The organism is uncultured Ruegeria sp., from assembly GCF_947497005.1.
GTDB lineage: Bacteria > Pseudomonadota > Alphaproteobacteria > Rhodobacterales > Rhodobacteraceae > Ruegeria.
This window is the reverse complement of the sequence record NZ_CANMFF010000009.1, coordinates 47,867-67,358: the sequence shown is the minus strand read 5'-3', so window position 1 is coordinate 67,358 and position 19,492 is coordinate 47,867. Positions and strand designations below refer to the sequence as shown.

General features: G+C 58.6%; 20 protein-coding genes. 13 read left to right on the top strand and 7 right to left on the bottom strand.

Going from position 1 to position 19,492, the window contains the following annotated elements; genetic code table 11:
- Positions 1-39: 39 nt before the first annotated feature.
- On the top strand, positions 40-270 hold the full coding sequence (locus Q0816_RS14150) for a DUF2798 domain-containing protein (RefSeq protein WP_298851668.1): 231 nt from the start codon (positions 40-42) through the stop codon (positions 268-270).
- 42 nt (positions 271-312) lie between these two features.
- Here Q0816_RS14150 and polA read toward each other — a convergent pair whose 3' ends face one another.
- Positions 313-3,114, bottom strand: coding sequence for a DNA polymerase I (gene polA / locus Q0816_RS14145; RefSeq protein ID WP_298851666.1), 2,802 nt, complete (start codon positions 3,112-3,114; stop codon positions 313-315).
- A gap of 18 nt (positions 3,115-3,132) precedes the next feature.
- Here polA and Q0816_RS14140 point away from each other — a divergent pair, with 18 nt between their 5' ends.
- A complete protein-coding gene (locus Q0816_RS14140) occupies positions 3,133-3,633 on the top strand; it encodes a hypothetical protein (RefSeq protein WP_298851664.1) in 501 nt (166 codons plus the stop codon).
- A 31-nt stretch (positions 3,634-3,664) separates the two neighbouring features.
- Here Q0816_RS14140 and Q0816_RS14135 read toward each other — a convergent pair whose 3' ends face one another.
- Positions 3,665-4,135, bottom strand: a complete 471-nt coding sequence (locus Q0816_RS14135; RefSeq protein ID WP_298851662.1) for a hypothetical protein — start codon at positions 4,133-4,135, stop codon at positions 3,665-3,667.
- 82 nt (positions 4,136-4,217) lie between these two features.
- A complete protein-coding gene (locus tag Q0816_RS14130) occupies positions 4,218-4,394 on the bottom strand; it encodes a zinc-finger domain-containing protein (RefSeq protein WP_170346779.1) in 177 nt (58 codons plus the stop codon).
- A gap of 87 nt (positions 4,395-4,481) precedes the next feature.
- Between Q0816_RS14130 and Q0816_RS14125 the strand changes: the two genes are divergently transcribed.
- Positions 4,482-5,474, top strand: a complete 993-nt coding sequence (locus Q0816_RS14125) for an ABC transporter ATP-binding protein (RefSeq protein WP_298851935.1) — start codon at positions 4,482-4,484, stop codon at positions 5,472-5,474.
- On the opposite strand, the gene Q0816_RS14120 is transcribed toward Q0816_RS14125, so the two are convergent.
- Positions 5,471-5,935 carry a DUF1203 domain-containing protein gene (locus Q0816_RS14120; RefSeq protein WP_298851650.1) on the bottom strand — a complete coding sequence of 155 codons (465 nt, stop codon included), beginning with the start codon at positions 5,933-5,935 and terminating at the stop codon, positions 5,471-5,473. The genes Q0816_RS14125 and Q0816_RS14120 overlap by 4 nt on opposite strands.
- Positions 5,936-6,044: 109 nt before the next feature.
- On the opposite strand from Q0816_RS14120, the gene Q0816_RS14115 reads away from it, so the two are divergent.
- From Q0816_RS14115 to Q0816_RS14105, 3 genes are all read left to right on the top strand, one after another.
- A complete protein-coding gene (locus Q0816_RS14115) occupies positions 6,045-8,963 on the top strand; it encodes an error-prone DNA polymerase (protein ID WP_298851647.1) in 2,919 nt (972 codons plus the stop codon).
- 48 nt (positions 8,964-9,011) lie between these two features.
- Positions 9,012-9,425, top strand: coding sequence for a group III truncated hemoglobin (locus Q0816_RS14110; RefSeq protein WP_298851645.1), 414 nt, complete (start codon positions 9,012-9,014; stop codon positions 9,423-9,425).
- Positions 9,426-9,578: 153 nt separating this feature from the next.
- A complete protein-coding gene (locus tag Q0816_RS14105) occupies positions 9,579-10,517 on the top strand; it encodes a DMT family transporter (protein ID WP_298851643.1) in 939 nt (312 codons plus the stop codon).
- Here Q0816_RS14105 and Q0816_RS14100 read toward each other — a convergent pair.
- A complete protein-coding gene (locus Q0816_RS14100; protein ID WP_298851641.1) occupies positions 10,512-10,907 on the bottom strand; it encodes a hypothetical protein in 396 nt (131 codons plus the stop codon). The genes Q0816_RS14105 and Q0816_RS14100 overlap by 6 nt on opposite strands.
- Before the next feature lie 182 nt (positions 10,908-11,089).
- The gene (locus Q0816_RS14095) at positions 11,090-12,202 is read right to left on the bottom strand and encodes an S-(hydroxymethyl)glutathione dehydrogenase/class III alcohol dehydrogenase (protein ID WP_298851638.1); all 1,113 of its coding nucleotides are present in this window, start codon (positions 12,200-12,202) and stop codon (positions 11,090-11,092) included.
- Positions 12,203-12,331: 129 nt separating this feature from the next.
- Between Q0816_RS14095 and Q0816_RS14090 the strand changes: the two genes are divergently transcribed.
- Positions 12,332-12,622, top strand: a complete 291-nt coding sequence (locus Q0816_RS14090; RefSeq protein WP_298851636.1) for an I78 family peptidase inhibitor — start codon at positions 12,332-12,334, stop codon at positions 12,620-12,622.
- A gap of 66 nt (positions 12,623-12,688) precedes the next feature.
- Complete coding sequence (locus Q0816_RS14085; RefSeq protein WP_298851634.1) at positions 12,689-14,341, top strand: DUF6504 family protein; 1,653 nt, start codon at positions 12,689-12,691, stop codon at positions 14,339-14,341.
- A 3-nt stretch (positions 14,342-14,344) separates the two neighbouring features.
- On the opposite strand, the gene Q0816_RS14080 is transcribed toward Q0816_RS14085, so the two are convergent.
- On the bottom strand, positions 14,345-15,070 hold the full coding sequence (locus Q0816_RS14080) for an SDR family oxidoreductase (protein WP_298851632.1): 726 nt from the start codon (positions 15,068-15,070) through the stop codon (positions 14,345-14,347).
- A 191-nt stretch (positions 15,071-15,261) separates the two neighbouring features.
- On the opposite strand from Q0816_RS14080, the gene Q0816_RS14075 reads away from it, so the two are divergent.
- The 5 genes from Q0816_RS14075 to Q0816_RS14055 are packed head-to-tail and all read left to right on the top strand — an operon-like array spanning position 15,262 to position 19,468.
- On the top strand, positions 15,262-16,593 hold the full coding sequence (locus tag Q0816_RS14075; RefSeq protein ID WP_298851630.1) for an NAD(P)/FAD-dependent oxidoreductase: 1,332 nt from the start codon (positions 15,262-15,264) through the stop codon (positions 16,591-16,593).
- Positions 16,547-17,092 (top strand): hypothetical protein, encoded by a 546-nt coding sequence (locus tag Q0816_RS14070; protein WP_298851627.1) that lies wholly within the window; start codon positions 16,547-16,549, stop codon positions 17,090-17,092. The genes Q0816_RS14075 and Q0816_RS14070 overlap by 47 nt, the downstream gene beginning before the upstream one ends.
- Positions 17,092-18,315, top strand: coding sequence for an MFS transporter (locus Q0816_RS14065; RefSeq protein WP_298851933.1), 1,224 nt, complete (start codon positions 17,092-17,094; stop codon positions 18,313-18,315). The genes Q0816_RS14070 and Q0816_RS14065 overlap by 1 nt, the downstream gene beginning before the upstream one ends.
- Positions 18,312-18,929 (top strand): DUF3833 domain-containing protein, encoded by a 618-nt coding sequence (locus Q0816_RS14060; RefSeq protein ID WP_298851625.1) that lies wholly within the window; start codon positions 18,312-18,314, stop codon positions 18,927-18,929. Before Q0816_RS14065 ends, Q0816_RS14060 begins: the two co-directional genes overlap by 4 nt.
- Positions 18,926-19,468 carry a DUF3833 family protein gene (locus tag Q0816_RS14055; RefSeq protein ID WP_298851623.1) on the top strand — a complete coding sequence of 181 codons (543 nt, stop codon included), beginning with the start codon at positions 18,926-18,928 and terminating at the stop codon, positions 19,466-19,468. Before Q0816_RS14060 ends, Q0816_RS14055 begins: the two co-directional genes overlap by 4 nt.
- Positions 19,469-19,492 lie beyond the last annotated feature (24 nt).

Sequence of the window (19,492 nt, the reverse complement as noted above, 5' to 3'; positions counted from 1 at the left end):
ACGCACATCTTGGAAAACGCGCCTTCAAGGATATCCGAAATGATCCCTGCCCGCTTTGCCCATGCCGTCTTTGGCCTGATCATGTCCGGTCTGATGTCCTGCATCGTCACCGGCATCGCCACGGTCAAGGCAGTGGGGTTCGGTCCCGGCACGCTTGGTGACTGGATGGCGTCCTGGGCCTTTTGCTGGCCCATCGCCTTCACTGTCATCCTGACCCTTGGCCCTTCGGTCAAACGTATGGTTGAGGGATGGGTCAGGCCTCGGGACTGACCCGCTGCGAAGAGGGCCCGTTGGGCCTGATGAGCAGCGTTGCTAGTGCGCTTCGGCCCAGTTCGCGCCTTGCCCGGCATCCACAACCAGCTTCACATCCAGTTTCACCGCCGGGTCCGAGGCACCCTCCATTACGTCGCGTGCAACACCAACAAGCTGGTCCACTGCGTCTTCGGCCACTTCGAACAGTAATTCGTCATGCACCTGCAACAGCATTTTGGCAGGCAACCCGTTGATCGCATCCGGCATCCGCACCATCGCCCGCCGGATCACATCCGCCGCCGTACCCTGAATCGGAGCGTTGATCGCCGCCCGGCGTGAGAATCCGGCATGCGGACCCTTTGCATTGATCTCGGGCGTGTGAATCTTGCGCCCGAACAGGGTTTGTACATAACCATGCTCTTTGGCAAAGGCGACCGTGTCGTCCATGTATCTGCGAATACCCGGGAAGCGTTCAAAATAGCGGTCGATAAAGCCCTGCGCTTCGGCCCGCGGAATGCGTAGGTTCCGTGCCAGACCAAAGCCCGAAATACCGTAGATCACACCAAAGTTGATCGCCTTGGCCTGCCGCCGGATGTCCGGCGTCATCTCGTCCAGCGGCACATCGAACATCTCGGACGCCGTCATTGCGTGAATATCCAGCCCGTCCGAGAATGCCTGCTTCAAGGTGTCAATCCCGGCGATATGGGCCAGAATTCGCAACTCGATCTGGCTGTAGTCGAGGCTGACGAGTACATTGCCCGGCTCAGCGATAAACGCTTCGCGGATGCGGCGGCCTTCCTCGGTGCGCACCGGAATGTTCTGCAGGTTCGGGTCGGTCGAGGCCAGACGCCCTGTGTTCGCACCCGTGATCGAATAAGACGTATGCACCCGGCCTGTATCGAGGTTGATATGGGTCTGCAGCGCGTCCGTGTAGGTAGATTTCAGCTTGGACAGCTGCCGCCAGTCCAGCACCCGGCGCGGCAATTCATGCTCGGTCGCAAGGTCCTCAAGAATATCCGCGCCGGTCGAGTACTTTCCGGTTTTACCCTTCTTGCCGCCTTCCAGACCCATTTTGTCGAACAGGATCTCGCCCAACTGGGCGGGCGAGCCGACGTTGAAATTCTCATCGGCCAATTCGTGGATTTCAGCCTCTAACCCAGCCATTTTTTGTGCAAAGGCGTTGGACATGCGCGATAACACATCACGGTCGACCTTAATGCCATGCATCTCCATCTCGGTCAAAACCGGAACCAGAGGTCGTTCAAGCGTCTCATAGACCGTCGTCACCTGCACCTGATGCAATTGCGGTTTGAACAGTTTCCAAAGGCGCAGCGTTATGTCCGCATCCTCGGCCGCATAGGCTGTGGCCTCATCAATCGGTACCTTGTCAAAAGTAATCGCAGACTTGCCCGCGCCCAACAGTGGTTTGATCGGGATCGGTGTATGGCTCAGATATCGCTCGGACAGTGTGTCCATCCCGTGCCCATGCTCGCCGCCGTGCATGGCATAGGACATCAGCATCGTGTCGTCGACCGGAGCCACATCCACACCATAGCGCTTAAACATCTTGGCATCGTATTTCATGTTCTGTCCGATCTTCAGGATCGACGGGTCCTCGAACATCGGTTTCAACAATGTCAGAGCTTCATCCAGCGGGATCTGCCCTTCGGCCAGCGCATCGGTTCCAAACAGATCATCCGTCGCGCTTTCACGATGGATCAGCGGGATATAGCAGGCTTCACCCGGCTCAACGCACAGCGAAATCCCGACCAGATCGGCGATCATTTCATTCAGACCGGTGGTCTCGGTGTCCACCGCGACCCAGCCGCGCTCATAGGCCTGGTCGATCCACTTCTGCAACGCGGCGGCATCTCGCACGCATTCATAGTTCGCCGCGTCGAATGGGATTTCCTCGGCCTGCGCTTCCTCGACAAGCGCGGGCGCATCGGCGATCACCGGAGCCTCGGCCCCCAGCTTTTCGGCGATCCGCTTGGTCAGAGTGCGGAACTCCATATCCGCCAGAAAACCCAGCAAGGTTTCGGGATCGGGGTCCTTCACTTCCAGATCGTCCAAAGTGAAGTCCAGCGGCGTGCTCTCGTCCAGTTGGACCAGCTTCTTCGACAACTCGATCTGGTCACGCTTTTCAATCAGGGTTTGGCGGCGTTTGGGTTGCTTGATCTCTTCCGCACGGTCCAGCAACGTTTCCAGATCACCGTATTCATTGATCAAAAGGGCCGCCGTCTTGATCCCGATGCCCGGAGCGCCGGGCACGTTGTCCACGGAATCCCCAGCCAGCGCCTGCACATCTACAACGCGCTCGGGGCCAACACCAAATTTCTCAATTACCCCATCCCGGTCGATGCGCTTGTTTTTCATCGCATCCAGCATTTCTACACCGCCGCCGACCAACTGCATCAGATCCTTGTCGGAACTCACAATAGTCACACGCCCGCCCGCCTCGCGCGCTTGCACAGCGAGAGTGGCGATGATGTCGTCGGCCTCATAGCCTTCCAGTTCCTTGCAGGCGATGTTGAACGCCTTGGTCGCCTCGCGCGTCAGCGGCATCTGCGGGCGCAGATCCTCGGGCATCGCCTCGCGATTGGCCTTGTACAGATCATACAGATCGTTGCGGAAGGTGTGCGAGCCCTTGTCAAAGATCACCGCCACATGGGTCGGCGCATCCGGTCCGGCATTATCCTCGACATATTTCTGCAGCATGTTGCAAAAGCCGGACACGGCCCCAATCGGCAAACCATCCGTCTTGCGCGTCAAAGGCGGCAATGCGTGATAAGCTCGGAAAATAAAGGCCGACCCGTCGATCAGATGCAAGTGACACCCTTTACCGAATTCACTCTTGCTCATGGTGTCGCGCCCCTTAAAGTGCTGATCATGTTCATTCAGCGCTTTTTATCTGCGATCCCGCTTGTGACCGCAATCATTGTTGTAGCCGCACCGGCATATTCCGGCCCCAAACTGCCAACAGATTGTGTACCCGACCAATCAAACAGTGCGAATTGCGTACCGATCCTTGCTTGTCTGGGCCAAGACGGCATCTATTTCATTGGCCGGGCCATTGGATGGAGTTCAGGGACTTTTGCAGGTCAAAGCAGTGCTAACTTTGCATGTTTCGGCGAATGGCTATCGAAAGGATCATTCGGTTTGGGTGAAGCCAATATAACTTGTGACAATGCCCTCACAGGGCGGGCCTTTTTCACCTATCAACATCCAGAGACCGGTACCGCAACCGGGCTCGGTGTTCTGAGCGATGGAGAACCGTTCCGCGTATGGACCGGCTTTAATGTCGAACAGTTTCTGCGCAATGAATATGGCGATATTAACACCACGGAAATGTGCAAAACCGCCTCAAAACCTGTTAGTTAGAGACTGTTCATAGGCGGCAGGCCCATCTCAGTTAACCACCAAATAGACCGGTAAAGAAGTCTGAGAAACTATGTAGAAATGCCATAATGACCAGCACACCGAGGAAAGCGAAAAACGCAAAAGCGAAGAACTGGAACAGTATCGCACCCGTGCCAATGACCATTCCGGCAACGGCCGGACGCCGCTTTTCGTGACGCAGGATTCCAATGACCGAGATGACGATGGCCAGCCCGCCCATCATGGCGACACCGATCCGCAGGAAATCATCCAGATCACGGGCGTGGGCAACAGGCGCGGGTTGCTCCATACCTGCCGCGGCCCGAAGCGTCGATTTGCCAATCTCGGCAGCCAGTTCACCCAGCGACACGCCCGTGGATTGCTGAGGTGCAAACGGGCCCGCCCAAAATGCAAGCAAAGCGGCAAATAACGCTAAAGAAGCGATGCAAAACCCGACCCAACCGAAAACCGGGTTAGCATTGTCTGTGACTGGAATGTCGGTCATCACACTCACCTAGGATGGCTGCGCCAAAGCACTTCCATCAAAATCGCGGTGAAATTTGGGCGAAACCTGATTGAGAAGGCAATCAGCCCTGCTCTGTGCCCTTCAGAACATACTTGCAGTCGCAATAGGGACACTCGACCCAACCTGTGTCCTCAGGGATTTGCAGCCAGACGCGCGGATGGCCCAATGCGCCTTCGCCGCCGTCACAGGCGACACGGGCGGTTTCGACGATCTTGGTTTCCGGCGCTTCGATGGTCACGGCTGGCGATCCTTCTTTGGTTGTCGGCCTCGCGGGCATGTATTAGGTGCGTTTATGAGCGATGAGCAAACCGGGGGCAAGAGCCACATGAGCGATGCGGCAATCAGGATCGAAGGGCTGCGCAAGACCTATCGCGGTGGCAAGGGTCAGCCTGAGAAGCAGGCGCTGAATGGCATCGATCTGACCGTGCCGCGCGGCTCGGTCTTTGGACTGCTGGGGCCGAACGGGGCCGGGAAATCGACCTTGATCAATATTCTGGCCGGTCTGGTGGTGAAATCCACCGGGGCCGTGTCGATCTGGGGCTTCGATCAGGACCAGCACCCGCGCCAGTCCCGCGCCGCAATCGGCGTGATGCCGCAGGAACTGAACCTGGATCCCTTCTTCACCCCGCGCGGCGCGCTCGAGGTTCAGGCGGGCCTGTATGGCATGCCCAAAGCCCAGCGTCGCAGCGATGAGATTCTGGAACTGGTGGGCCTCAGCGACAAGGCCGAGGCCTATGCCCGCACCCTGTCCGGCGGCATGCGGCGGCGTTTGCTGCTGGCCAAGGCGCTGGTGCATCATCCCAAGGTTCTGGTGCTGGACGAACCGACAGCGGGCGTCGATATCGAACTGCGCCAGATGCTCTGGGCCAATGTGCGCAAGCTGAACGAACAGGGCATTACCATCATTCTGACAACCCATTATCTGGAAGAAGCACAGGAAATGTGCGACCAGATCGCCATCATCAACCATGGCGAAAAGATCGCGCAGGACAGCACCGCCAACCTGCTGGGCCGCATGGACAGCCGCACCATGGTGATCGTTCCTGACAGCCCCGTTTCCGATCTGCCCGCAACCGAAGGGGTCGAGGCCATGTTGCGTGACGATGGCAGTCTGGTGCTGCAATATCGCAGCGCGCAGACCAGCGCCGAGCAGGTTTTGGAATCGGTCCGGACCGTAGGCATCCGCATCCGCGACGTCCGGACCGAGGAGGCCGATCTTGAGGATGTGTTCCTCGCCCTGACCTCATCCCGCGCGGATGACACCCCGGCGGACGATCAGGATCAGCCGCGCCGGGGCATGCACCGGGTCAAGCTTTAAGCCCGGTCGATCCGCGCCTGATAGCAATTGTTGCGGGCGGATCGCACGTGGATATAGGCGATGTCCGGGCGGGCAAAGATGTCCTTCACCGCCGTGCCGATCTGATCCGTGGGCGTAATCGCCCCGGTGCCATAGGCGATGCGGTCATCCACCCCATAGCCTTTGATCAGATAGTCGGGGGAGGTGGTCAAAATCTCGGGCAACTCGGCGCCCTCATACCGCTCACACGGGGCAGCACACAGGAAAATCGGCCCTGTTTCGGCATAAGGATGTGTCTCTGAAAAAGGGCGATGTGCCAGTATCAGCATCTCTTCGCCTTCCGGGATATTCTGCAGACAATGGCGGCAGGGATTTCCCGCGCCGGTCGAAACAGTGCGCTCCGGCACGGCTCCGTAAGCATCTGGCCCACCCGCTTGCAGGGCGCGTACGTCGTCGGTTGACAGTGCAGTGATCTTGAACATCTCAGGCCTCCTTTTTCGCAACACTGCCCGGCGACCCAGACCCAGGCGACCCGTTTCCTGCGCAAAGGACTCGAAAAAGAACAAAACGTGAATATAATATGGATTCGCCATGTATGCCGAATTGTCGATCACATCGAACTTCACCTTCCTCACCGGGGCCTCGCACCCCGAGGAGTATATGGAGCGCGCCGTCACCCTGGGCCTGCCCGCCATCGCGATTGCCGATGACAACTCGGTCGCCGGGATCGTCCGCGCCCACACCCAGGGGCGCGAGATCGCCCGCAAGGTGCGTGAACGGCAGGTGTGGGAGGCGCAGAATACCCTCATCGGCCCGCCTTGCCCCGATCACATCCCCAAGCCGCCTTCGTACCCTGTCCATGCGGTGCCGCGCCTGATCCCGGCGGCGCGACTGGTCTTTACCGACGCACCCACCGTCTCCGCCCTGCCCCTGAACCGGCAGGGCTGGGCCAACCTGTGCCGTATCCTGTCCCGGGGCCGCCTGCGCGCTGAAAAGGGCGACTGCATCCTGCATCTCTCGGACCTGCTGGAATTTTCCGACGGTCTCCATCTGCTGCTTTGGCCACAGGCGACACGGGCGCAGGGCGGCGCGAACCCTTGGCGGACACAGGCGCACCAGTTGACGCGCCGCTTTGCCGGGCGGATGCATCTGTTGATGCACCCCCGGTATGATGGGACAGACAGCGCGTATTTCCACAAATTAGAGACTGAATCACAGCATCTTAACATCCCCACCCTCGCCAGCGCCGCGCCGATGATACATCACGGCACCCGCCGTAAGCTGGCCGACGTGCTGACCGCCATCCGCCTGCGCCGCAAAGTGGATGAGCTGGGCCGCGACGCGCTGGCCAATGGCGAGCAGCGCCTGCGGTCCGAAGCTGAAATGTTGCGTCTCTTCAAAGGTCATGAAGGGGCCGTCGCCCGCGCTCATGACCTCAGCGAACGGCTCCAATTCTCGCTCAATGAACTGCGCTATGAATATCCCAACGAAGGCAGCGAACAGGAAACCCCGACCGAGCGCCTGCATCGTCTGGCCCATGAAGGACTAAAATGGCGTTATCCGGCAGGCGCGTCAGATAAGGCGAAACAGATGCTGGCGCATGAGCTTACGCTTATCGGCAAGCTGAAATACGAACCCTATTTCCTGACCGTCCGCGATATCGTCAAATTCGCCCGCTCGCGCGATATCCTGTGTCAGGGGCGCGGCTCAGCCGCCAATTCGGTGGTCTGCTTCTGCCTTGGCATCACCGAGGTCAGCCCCGAACTGGGCACCATGGTGTTTGAACGCTTCGTCTCGGAAGCCCGCGATGAGCCGCCCGATATCGACGTCGATTTCGAACACGAACGCCGCGAAGAGGTGATCCAGCACATCTATGACCGCTACGGCCGCCACCGCGCCGGCCTTTGCGCCACGGTCGTGCATTATCGCGGCAAGCGCGCCATTCGCGAAGTGGGCCGGGCGATGGGCCTGAGCGAGGATACGATTGCAGGCCTCTCCTCCCAGCTTTGGGGTTTCTTCTCGGCCGATGGGCTAGAAGCGCAACGGATGCGTGAAATCGGCCTCGATCCCCAAGACCGCCGCTTGAAACAGACTCTAACACTGGTGCATCAGATCAACGGCTTCCCCCGCCATCTGTCCCAGCACGTGGGCGGCTTCATCATAACCGAGGGGCGGCTTGACGAACTGGTCCCCATCGAAAACGCCACTATGGAGGGCCGCACGGTGATCTGCTGGGACAAGGATGATATCGACAGTCTGGGCATCCTGAAGGTCGATGTCCTAAGCCTCGGGATGCTCACCTGCATCCGCAAAGCGTTCGATCTGATCGGGCAGCATCATCAGACCAGCTATACGCTGGCGACCCTGCCGCCCGAGGACCCGGTGGTTTATGACATGCTCTGTAAGGCGGACAGTATCGGCGTGTTTCAGGTGGAATCACGTGCGCAGATGAACTTTCTCCCCCGAATGCGGCCGCGCAATTTCTATGATCTGGTGATCGAGGTCGCCATCATCCGCCCCGGCCCCATTCAGGGCGATATGGTTCATCCTTACATCCGGCGGCGCAATGGCGAAGAGGATGTCAGCTTCCCCTCGGACGCACTGGGCGAGGTCTTGGGCAAAACGCTGGGGGTGCCGCTGTTTCAGGAACAGGCGATGCAGATCGCCATCGTTGGCGCGGGCTTTACACCGGAACAGGCCGACCGGCTGCGGCGATCTCTGGCAACGTTCAAAAAGCATGGCAATGTCAGCGAGTTTCGTGCCCTGTTCCTGCGCGGGATGAAACAGAACGGGTATGAGGATGATTTTGCCGAGCGCTGTTTTTCCCAGATCGAAGGGTTCGGGTCATATGGCTTCCCTGAAAGCCACGCGGCCAGTTTTGCGCTGCTGGTCTATGCCTCGGCCTGGATCAAGTGCCATCACCCCGGCATCTTTGCCTGCGCGCTGTTGAACTCGCAGCCGATGGGGTTCTACGCGCCTGCCCAGATCGTGCGCGATGCGCGCGAGCATGGCGTGCAAGTGCGCCCGGTCTGCATCAATGCCAGCTTCTGGGACAATGTGATGGAACCTGACGGGCGCGGCGGGCTGGCCCTGCGGCTGGGGTTCCGCCAGATCAAGGGGCTGAGCGAGGAAGACGCCAGTTGGTTAACGGCGGCGCGCGGCAACGGTTACCATCAGGTCGATGACGTCTGGCGGCGCGCGGGGCTGGGGCCTGCAGTGATCGAACGTCTGGCCGAAGCCGATGCCTTTGCCGCCTGCGATCTGACCCGGCGCGAGGCGTTATGGCAGGCCAAGGCGATTGCCACCGCGAAACCCTTGCCGCTGTTCTCGCAAGATCTGGAGGGTGAGGCGCTGGACGAGCCCGAAGCCCATCTGCCGCAGATGACGCTGGGCGAGCAGGTGGTCGAGGATTACGTCGCCACCCGCCTCAGCCTGCGGGCGCATCCGGTGGCCCTGCTGCGGCATTTGCTGACGCCCGAGCCGCGCGACAAAACCACGCCTGTTGCCTGACGGCTGAACCGGGTATCTGCCCTGAACAGAGTCAAAATCGAGCCGCTCATGACCAGACCCACCCTGCCCCCGCGCTTTCCCGCAACGCACGCGCAAATCAACGCGCAGGTCCGCGCGTTCTACGCTCGCGTGCGCGAAGACGCCGTACTGGGACCGGTCTTCAACAAACACGTCGACAACTGGCCCGCGCATGAGGATAAAATCGCCGCCTTCTGGCGCAACGCCATTCTGTATGAGCGCAGCTATGACGGCAATCCGCAGCGGGTCCATATCGAACGGCCCGACGTGAGGCCAGAGTTCTTCGCCCACTGGCTGGACCTGTTCGAAGAGGTCGCCACCCAGACGCTGCCGCCGGAAACCGCCACGCCGTGGGTGGCGCTGGCCCGCCGCATCGGTGTGGGAATGAAAGCGGGCGTGCAATCCGCGCGCCAGCCCAAGGACGCACCACCGATGCTGCGATGATCTCAAATCATGGCAGCTTTGACATGTTAGCGGTAAAATTTAGGCTATTCGCGCCTTCAAAATAGGGTTAAGCAGCAATAAAGACAGCCGGGAACTCTGCCCGCGCTGCTATGGCGTATCGCCACCACACCAACATTAACCGGGGCCAGACCGATGAGCGCTCAAAACACCACCCTAAGGGGGCTTGGCTATGCATTTCTTGGCTTTGCAGTCTTTGCCAGCCACGATGCCTTGATCAAAGTGCTAGGTGGTACCTATTCGGTACTGCAGATCATCTTCTTCGCCACATTGTTTTCCTTTGTGCCTATGGCCGTCACGATTCTGACAGACCGTACGACCGGGAACTTCCTGCCTCATCACCCCTGGCTGGTGCTGCTTCGCTCGGGCCTGATGGTTACGGCCATGTCCTGCGCGTTTTATGCATTTTCCGTCATGCCACTGGCCGAGGTCTATTCGCTGCTGTTTTCTTTCCCATTGATCGTCACCGTTTTGTCGATCCCGATACTGGGTGAGGTGGTCCGCGCCCAGCGCTGGGCTGCGGTCGGCGTCGGCCTGATCGGCGTCCTGATCGTTTTGCGTCCCGGCGCAACGGATATCACGCTTGGCCATCTGGCCGCCCTGACAGCCGCCTTCTGCAGCGCCTTTGCCTCGGTTCTGGTGCGCAAAATCGGAAACGAGGAACGCTCAGCCGTGCTGATCCTGTACCCGATGCTGCTGGCCATTGCTGTGATGAGCCTTGCCCAACCCGCCGTATATCAGCCCCCATCTCTGCTGCATCTGGCGATGATGGCGCTGGTTGGGGTGTTCTCGGTGATCGCCCAGCACTTGATCATTCTGGCTTACCGGGCAGCACCTGCCGGTGTTATTGCTCCCAGCCAGTACAGCCAGATCATCTGGGCGACACTGTTCGGCATGATCTTCTTTGGCGAACGGCCAGGCGGCTGGGTGGCCGTAGGGGCCAGCATCATCATCGCTTCGGGTGTCTACGTTGTCTGGCGCGAAAGCCGGGCGAATACGACGTCGGTCAACACTCCGGTTCTGCGCGTGCGGTCGCCGAGGTCGGATACAGGTGCGACACGGCCGGGCTCATGATGCTAAGCAGAAAACATCTCTGCCGCTTATGATCCAAATCTTAGAGAACTTTGACCCCGGATTTTCGCACGCCTCCAATGCGGATAACTTCCACTCAAGATCTTCAAAGTTGTCTAAATCCGTATTTGAGTAGATGAGGAGTTGATCTACGTCTGAACTCGATTTCTTAGCTTTTGAAAAGATTGCTCTTTGAACCAGATTTCGAAACTTGGGTTTTCTTTGTGGGTCCATCAAGCCTATGTCACGGCTGATTGGCTCTTCTGAAGCTTGTACATTTTTTGCGAAACGCGTCCACTCTGCTTGCTCGCGAGGATCGCAAGCTTCGACAACCTCAATACCACTGTTGATTCCCTGACCGGTCAGAATGAAATCCGGGTTCTCACATTCCACAACTTCCAGCGGAAATTTGAGTTGACCGCTTTGGTTCTGAAAGTCCAGGAGGAGCCGAAGACAAAATCTTTCGAGCTCCTTCTGCCGTCCTCTTCGCTCCAAACGAGGGGGAGCCGAAGCCCCCCATGTCCTTAGTATTTCATAGAGTTCGGAACTAGTTTGAGCGACGAAGGCCTCTGACACTAGTAAACGACCACTGACCGAATGCTCTCGCCTTTATGCATCAGGTCAAACCCATGGTTGATGTCGTCCAGGCCCATGGTGTGGGTGATCATTGGATCGATCTCGATTTTGCCGTCCATATACCAATCGACGATCTTGGGCACATCAGTCCGGCCACGCGCGCCGCCGAACGCGGTACCGCGCCATGAACGTCCGGTCACAAGCTGGAACGGACGGGTCGAGATTTCGGCCCCCGCAGGCGCCACGCCGATGATGATCGATTCCCCCCAGCCCTTGTGTGCCGATTCCAGTGCCGCGCGCATCACGCCGACATTGCCGGTGGCATCAAAGGTATAATCCGCGCCGCCCTTGGTCAGGTTGACCAGATAAGGGACCAGATCGCCCTCAACTTCGGACGGGTTGACGAAATCGGTCATGCCGAATTTCGTGGCCATCTCGACCTTTGACGGGTTGAGGTCGACGCCCACAATCTGATCGGCCCCGGCCAGACGCAGACCCTGGATCACGTTCAGGCCGATACCGCCTAGACCGAACACGATGGCACGGCTGCCGATTTCCACCTTGGCGGTGTTGATCACCGCGCCGATACCTGTGGTCACTCCGCAACCAATGTAGCAGATTTTGTCGAACGGCGCGTCTTCGCGCACCTTGGCCAGCGCAATCTCGGGCAGAACCGTGTGGTTGGCGAAGGTCGAGCAGCCCATGTAGTGCAGGATCGGATCGCCATCCAAGGTCGAAAAGCGCGAGGTGCCGTCGGGCATCAGGCCCTGGCCCTGGGTGGTGCGGATCGCCTGACACAGGTTGGTCTTGGGGTGCAAGCAATATTCGCATTCACGGCATTCCGGAGTGTAAAGCGGGATCACGTGATCGCCTGGTTTCAGGCTGGTCACGCCCGGCCCGACCTCGACCACCACGCCTGCGCCTTCGTGGCCCAGAATGGCCGGGAACAGGCCTTCGGGATCGGCCCCCGACAGGGTGAATTCGTCGGTATGGCAGATGCCGGTGGCCTTGATCTCGACCAGAACCTCACCCGCTTTGGGGCCCTCGAGGTTCACATCCATCACTTCCAAAGGTTTGCCCGCCTGAACGGCGACGGCGGCACGGGTACGCATGGTGTTTGTCTCCCTGTCACTTTTGCCCGACCCTGCGTCAAATACAGGGTGTTTTCAACTGCGCTTTCATGGCAGGTTGGCTAATTATTTGATATTGCAGAAACGACATTGTCAGAATGAGGAACGCCAATGCGTCGATTTAGTCCGATTTTGGTCCTTTTGGCGGCCTGTGCTGAGACACCGCCCACCCCCGAAGGCGCCGCGCTGTCGCCTGAGCCCGACCCGGTCGATCTGGCCTTTTGTCAGGGCGAAGATTTTGCCGATACCGTTGGCCAGCCGGTTTCGACCATTCAGGCGAACTTGCCCGAACGGTCGCGCGTGCTGGGGCCAGATGACATCGCGACGCAAGATTACCGCATCGACCGGCTGAACGTGTACGTAAATGGTGCCGGGGTCATCCAGCGGCTGACCTGCGGATAAGGACGGACTCGACTCAGGCACCGATTCTCACTTAAGAACAAAATGAGAACATCGTGATGTCTGCTGATGCCCAAACGCCGAATACTTTCACTCTGGTTCCCCCGTCTGGGGGCTGAACGGATGATCCGCGCCGCGCGGGGCCTGCATTCCGGACCTTTGGCCGTGGTGACCGAACAATCGAACATGCAGGTCGTCACCTCATTGAATACCGAGGCTCAGGACGCTGGTCTGCGTGTGGGGCAACCGGTGCGTGACGCCCATGCCATGTGTGCGGCCCTGATCACCCGTCCCGGCAACGCCCCGGCCGAGGCCGCGTTTCTGACCGCATTGCGCCGTTGGGCAGGCAAGTTCAGCCCATGGGTGGCTGAAGAGACCCCGGACGGGCTGATCGTTGACTTGTCGGGCTGTACTCATCTGTTCGGAGGCGAAGAAGCACTGCTGAGCGTCATTGAGACCGACTGTACCGATATGAGCCTCAGCGTGCAGATGGGCATTGCCGACACGCTGGGCGCAGCCTGGGCTTTGGCCCGCTATGCGGGGCAAGAGGCCACATCCGACCGCAATGGCGATGCCATCAGCCAAGAAGCTCGCGCCACCCGCGCCCGGGCGGGTAAACGGCGGCACTGGACCAAAGGCGGGGCTGCACCACAGGTGATGGCCTTGGGTGGAGGTGCGCGGATCGCGCCGCCGGGACAATCCTATGGCGCGCTCAGCCCCCTGCCCATCGCGGCGCTGCGGTTGGAAGATCAGGTTGTCGTTCAGCTGAACCGTCTGGGCCTGCGCCGGATCGGCGATCTTCTGGGCCAGCCGCGGGCCAGTTTGGCGCGGCGGTTCGGGCGCGGGCTGGTGTTGCGTCTGGATCAGGCCATGGGCAGCGCGCCCGAGCCAGTCTCGCCCGCGCGTCCGCCACATCACTTTGCGGTGCGGATGACTTTGCCCAATCCGATTGGTTTGATCGAGGACGTGATGGCCGCAATCGACCGGGTTTTGCCCACGCTTTGCAAGAAGCTGGAAGAAAAAGGGCGCGGGGTCCGCACCCTGCGACTTGAGGCGCACCGCGCCGATCAGGCGGCTGAGGTTATCGAGGTCGGCCTTGCCCGCCCGACATTCGATAAACATCGCATTCGCCCTTTATTAGAGATGAAAATCGATAAGATCGACGCGGGTTATGGCATCGATATGCTACGGCTTGAGGCGATCCAGACCGAGCCCATCCACGCCCGCACCATCGCGGGCCATGCCGAGGCGCGCCGCGTGGCCCGCAACCGGCTGGACGGCAATACTGGTGTTGAGGATTTGATCGGTAAACTGGGCGCACGGGTGGGGCTTGAGACGATCACTCGACACCATCCTGCGGCCTCGCACATCCCCGAGAAAACGGCCCAGACGCTGGCGGCTGCGTGGTCGGATCCCGCGCGCAACTGGTCCGCCCCACCGCGCCCCCGACCCTTACTTATGTGGCAACCCGAGCCGGTGATGGCCCCGGAAACCCCCGACATGCCCAGCGCCTTTCGCTGGCGTGGACGGGACTGGCAACTGGCGCAAGCCACCGGCCCGGAACGGATCGCGCCGGAATGGTGGCTGGACGATCCCAATTGGCGCAGCGGCGTGCGCGACTACTGGGTGGTGGTGACGCAGCAAGGCGAGCGACTGTGGCTGTTCTATGGCCACGGCGGCACCATGTCGGCTGGCTGGTTCTGCCACGGACAGTTTGGTTAGGGTCTACTTTCCGCGATAGACAAGCAGATCAGGTAAATAATCGATCAGGCGGATCAACCAGGAAAACGGGGCCGGAAAATCTGTGCGGAAGCGACGGCGTGACATCGCCTTGACCACACGGTCTGCCGCATCTTCGGGCGTCATCAGCATGGGCATCTTGAAACTGTTCTTTTCCGTCAGTCGGGTTTTGATGAAGCCGGGATTCACAATGCGCACCGTCACGCCGGTGCCCGTCAGATCGTGCCGCATCGTCTCGGCCAGTGAAATCAACGCGGCCTTGCTGGCCCCGTACCCGATGGCCGCAGGCAGCCCATGATACCCGGCCAGCGACCCGATCAGTGTAATCTCTCCCTGACCTTCCTGGACGAAACCCGGAACGATTTCACCCAGAACCCGCAACGCACCCAGATAGTTCACATCGCTCATCCTGAGCGACGCCTCGGTATCCCACTCAGCTGAACGCATGGGGTCATAAGCACCGGCATTATAAATCAACCCGTCGACCCGGCCTGCCTCAGCAGCAGCGCCACGAACAGAGTCTAAATCGGTTACATCGCACTGGATCGCACGCGCATTCGGAAGTTCAGAACAAACCTCGGATAATCGCTCGATGTTGCGTGCAGACAGGATCAGTTGGGCACCCTGTCGGCTGAGTGCTTCAGCCAAAGCGCGACCCAAACCTTCGCTTGCGCCGATGATCCAAAAAGTTTTTCGGTCAAAGCTGCTCATGTGTAAGCCGTTTCATTCGTGTTTCACAATAATACGGCCCCGCATCCGCGTTGGATCAAACGGCTAGCAAATCACGAAAGCTGTAACAGGAAGTCACATGGTAGTGCATCTGTTAAAAATATCTAATCGGATTGATCCACCTGCGCCTACCCTGCGTATCTTATTGTAAAACGTCACATAACGAGGCTGGAATGTTCGACGAAACCCGGGGTGTCCGAAAGAAAATCGCGATTGTAGGTGCAGGCATTTCGGGTCTTTCCGCCGCTTACTATCTGTCAGAAAACAACGACGTGACCATTTACGAGGCAGAACCGCGACTGGGTGGTCACGCCCGCACGGTCATAGCAGGGAAAAACCGCGATCAACCGGTCGATACAGGCTTCATCGTTTTCAACTATGAGACTTACCCTTACCTAACCCGGCTTTTCGGCGAGCTCAATGTTCCCGTGACCAAAAGCGAGATGAGCTTTGGTGCAACGATCGACAATGGCCGTATCGAATATGGGCTGAACAACCTGCGCACATTGACGGCGCAAAAGCGTAATCTGGCGCGACCGGCATACTATAAGATGATCGCTGATATCCTGCGCTTTGGCAAAGAAGCCCCCGAGGCTGCCAAAGACGATGACACGACGATTGGCGAGTTGGTGGAGCAACTACGTCTGGGTCACTGGTTCCGGTATAATTATTTGATGCCCATGTGCGGTGCGATCTGGTCAACGCCGGTTGAATTCGTCGACCAGTTCCCTGCACGTTCGCTGGTGCAGTTCTTCCGAAATCACGCATTGCTGGCCAGCGGTCGCGCCAAACAACACCAATGGTACACAGTCAAAGGCGGAAGTATCGAATATGTCCGTCGGATCGATGCAGCCCTACGGGCGCGCGGGTCTGAAATTCGCCTCGACAGCCCTGTGCAGCAGGTCGCGCGGGATGAAGACGGCGTTACAGTCCGCAGTCAGGGTCTGGTGGATCGCTTTGACGAAATAATTTTGGCAACCCATTCAGACCAGTCCCTGACCATTTTGGGCGAGGATGCGACACCTGCGGAAATCGCTGCGCTGGGATCGATCCGCTATCAGCCAAACACCGCTACATTGCACTGCGATCCCGGCCAGATGCCAAAGCGACACGCCTGCTGGTCCAGCTGGACTTATCGCTCGCATGCCGGAGATGTAGGCGTCACGTATTGGATGAACCGCCTTCAGAATATTCCAGACAGCGACCCGCTTTTTGTGACGCTGAACGCCTCCACAGAGATTTCCGCAGATAAAATCTATGATCAGGTCGAATTCGCCCATCCGGTATTCGACAAAGCTGCCCTTAAGGCTCAAGGACAAATTCGCGAGATGCAGGGACAGAACCGAACCTGGTTTGCCGGCGCGTATAACCGGCACGGGTTTCACGAAGACGGGATAGCCAGCGCGATGCATGTCGTCGAGCGGATAAATGGCACCCCGCAAACCATCGGAGCTGACAATGCCATTCCTGGACAAGACCCGGCCATCTCTGTTGCCGCCGAATAACGGGATGTGGCGCGCGGCGTTGTTGAGCCTTTCCTTGCTGACCCCCACCGGATTGATTGCGTCACCCGTGGCGGAAGAGTTGAACAGCGCACAACTGCGTGGCACCGCAACCTTCCGCTATCTTGGCTTTCCGATCTACGACGCCATGCTTTACACATCCAACGGTGCTTCGTTCAATTGGGGCGAGGATTTTGGCCTGCAGCTGACCTACCGCAAAAGCATCAAGAAGAAAGCGCTGGTCAACTCGACCCTTGACGAGATGAAACGTATCGGTCGCCCTGCTCCGGTTGGGGATCAACTGGACGTTTGTTTTAAGGCCGTGACCAAAGGCGATAGTTTCCTTGCAGTATCTGACGGGCCTGACAAGGTCAGTTTCTGGCTGAACGGTCGAAAGACGTGCACAATGGCGTATCCGGGCATTAAACGCAGTTTCATGTCGGTATTCCTTGGTGACAACACGCGGTCCGCGTCGTTCACGCAAAAGCTTCAGGGAAAATGATGCTCTATCCTCGGGTCAGTCTATATGCGCTGATGCTCGCTGCGGCGGGTATCCCGCTTTACATTCACTTGCCGCGGTTTGCGGCGGTGAATCTGGGCATCGGCCTAGGAGTGATCGGTGCCGTATTGCTGGCGATTCGATTGGTGGATCTGATACAGGACCCGCTGATCGGCTGGGCGATAGACAGATGGCCCGGCGGCCAGCTTGTCTTTGCATCAATGGCGGCATTGGGTCTTGCCATCGGATTCCCGGTGCTGTTCAGCCTGCAACAAGGCGCAAGTGTGCTGGCGTTGGCTGTTGTTCTGATCCTGTTGTTTTCGGCCTATAGCCTCGGAACTATCCTGCTCTACGGGCGCAGTGCGACTCTGGCGAAACGCACAGATGCGAAGGAGCTGATGACGTTGGCCGCCTATCGGGAAGGTGGGCAACTAACGGGCGTAATCGTTGCGGCAAGTGCCCCGGCCTTTTTTGTTGCGGCCGGAGCGCATGCCCAAGGCTATCCCGCATTTGGTCTGTTTCTGGGTTTGTTGTCGGTCGCGACTCTTCTGTTGACCATTCCGATCTGGCGACGGGCACCGATTACCGGAACAGGCTTGTCATTTGCAGGTTTGGCTCAGGCTGGCGGCCTGCGTCTTCTGGCGTTGGCATTGGTCAACAGCCTGCCCGTGGCCATCACCTCCACCCTGTTTCTGTTCTTTGTGGAAGACCGTCTGCAATTGCCGGGCAAAGCCGGGCTCTTGTTGATCCTGTTCTTCCTAAGCGCGGGCGCAAGCGTGCCGCTTTGGGCAAAGCTGAGCAATCGAATTGGCTCGAAACAGACACTGATTATTGCGATGCCTCTCTCCATCGCGGGTTTTATTGGCGCCGCCACACTGAGCGCCGGAAACCTGGCGGGCTTTGCAATGATCTGTCTCACCTCGGGCGCTGCTCTGGGCGCGGATATGGTCGTGTTGCCGGCCATGTTCTCGGTCGTTCTGACCCGAGCCGGGCTGAACGCGTCGTCCGCGTTTGGAATCTGGTCCTTCGCCGGCAAGCTGGGTCTCGCCCTGGCGGCCTTTTTCACTCTTCCACTGTTGGAACGCAGCGGCTTCACACCCGGTCAAACCAATTCTGCCCAAGCGCTCGATACACTCAATCTTGCCTACGCCGTGCTGCCCTGCCTTCTGAAACTTGGGGCGTTTGGGATGGTTCTGACTCTACCAACCGAGGTCACGAGCAAATGAATGCTGTCACCATCATCCTACTGGCCCTGCTGATCGCCATATTTGTCCGCGCACGATTGCTGAGCTTCCGGGCGCAATCCCCGTTAGACTATGCCGGAACCGGACCAGTCTTTTCGCTCAAAGAACACCTGAACGGGGAAATCCTATCCGAAGGGCTGATCTATGGCCCCAATGGCAAGATGTCGAACAGCTTTGTGGCTCGCATGATCGGTGAATGGGCTGGGAACTCCGGCACACTTTCTGAATCTTTTGCGTATTCAAATGGGAAGCAGATGAACCGCAAGTGGTATCTGACGCTGGGCACCGGCAATACGTTTACTGCAAAAGCGGACGATATCGTTGGCGAAGGCCAGGGCACGATATCCGGCGCGACGGTCAAACTGACCTACAGTATTATTCTGCCACAAGACGCCGGTGGGCACACACTGGATGTTACGGATTGGATGTATCTGACAGAGCACGGCGTCATCATGAACCGGTCCGAGATGCGCAAATATGGCATCAAGGTTGCTGAACTGGTTGCCACGATGCGCCCGGCCCCCAAATCAAAGCCGATCCATATGAATGGCGCCAACCGGTACGACGCGGTTTCAGAACGAAAACCGTTGCAATGATCTTTGCGCGGTCACTTATCGCATTCATTGCCGTCGCAAGCCTTGCGCTGCTGGCGGCGTGTTCCAGCAAACCACGGGTTTCAAAAACGTTTCTCTCAGATCGCAAGCTGAATCTCGAGGAATTCTTCGAAGGCAAAACAGTGGCTTATGGTCAGTTTCAGGATGTGCTAGGGAATATTCCACGCAGGTTTACAGTCGACATCGATGGCACCTGGGATGGGAAAACGCTGACGCTGGTCGAAGATTTTGTCTACGACGATGGCGCGACCGAGCAACGTGTCTGGTCATTGACCAAGACCGGAGAAGATACATGGACCGGCACGGCTCCGGGTGTGCTGGGTACCGCCAGCGGAATCGAGCGGGGCGACACCTTCAACTGGAAATACAAGATCGATCTGCCGATCAAAGAGGGTACAATGCGCGTAAACTTTGACGACTGGATGTGGCTTCTGGATGATGATCGCCTACTCAACCGCGCTTACGTATCGCGATATGGCCTTCGGTTAGGCGAAGTGATCCTTTTCTTCGAAAAGGAATAGTTCGGGCTGGGTCAGTCAAGCAAA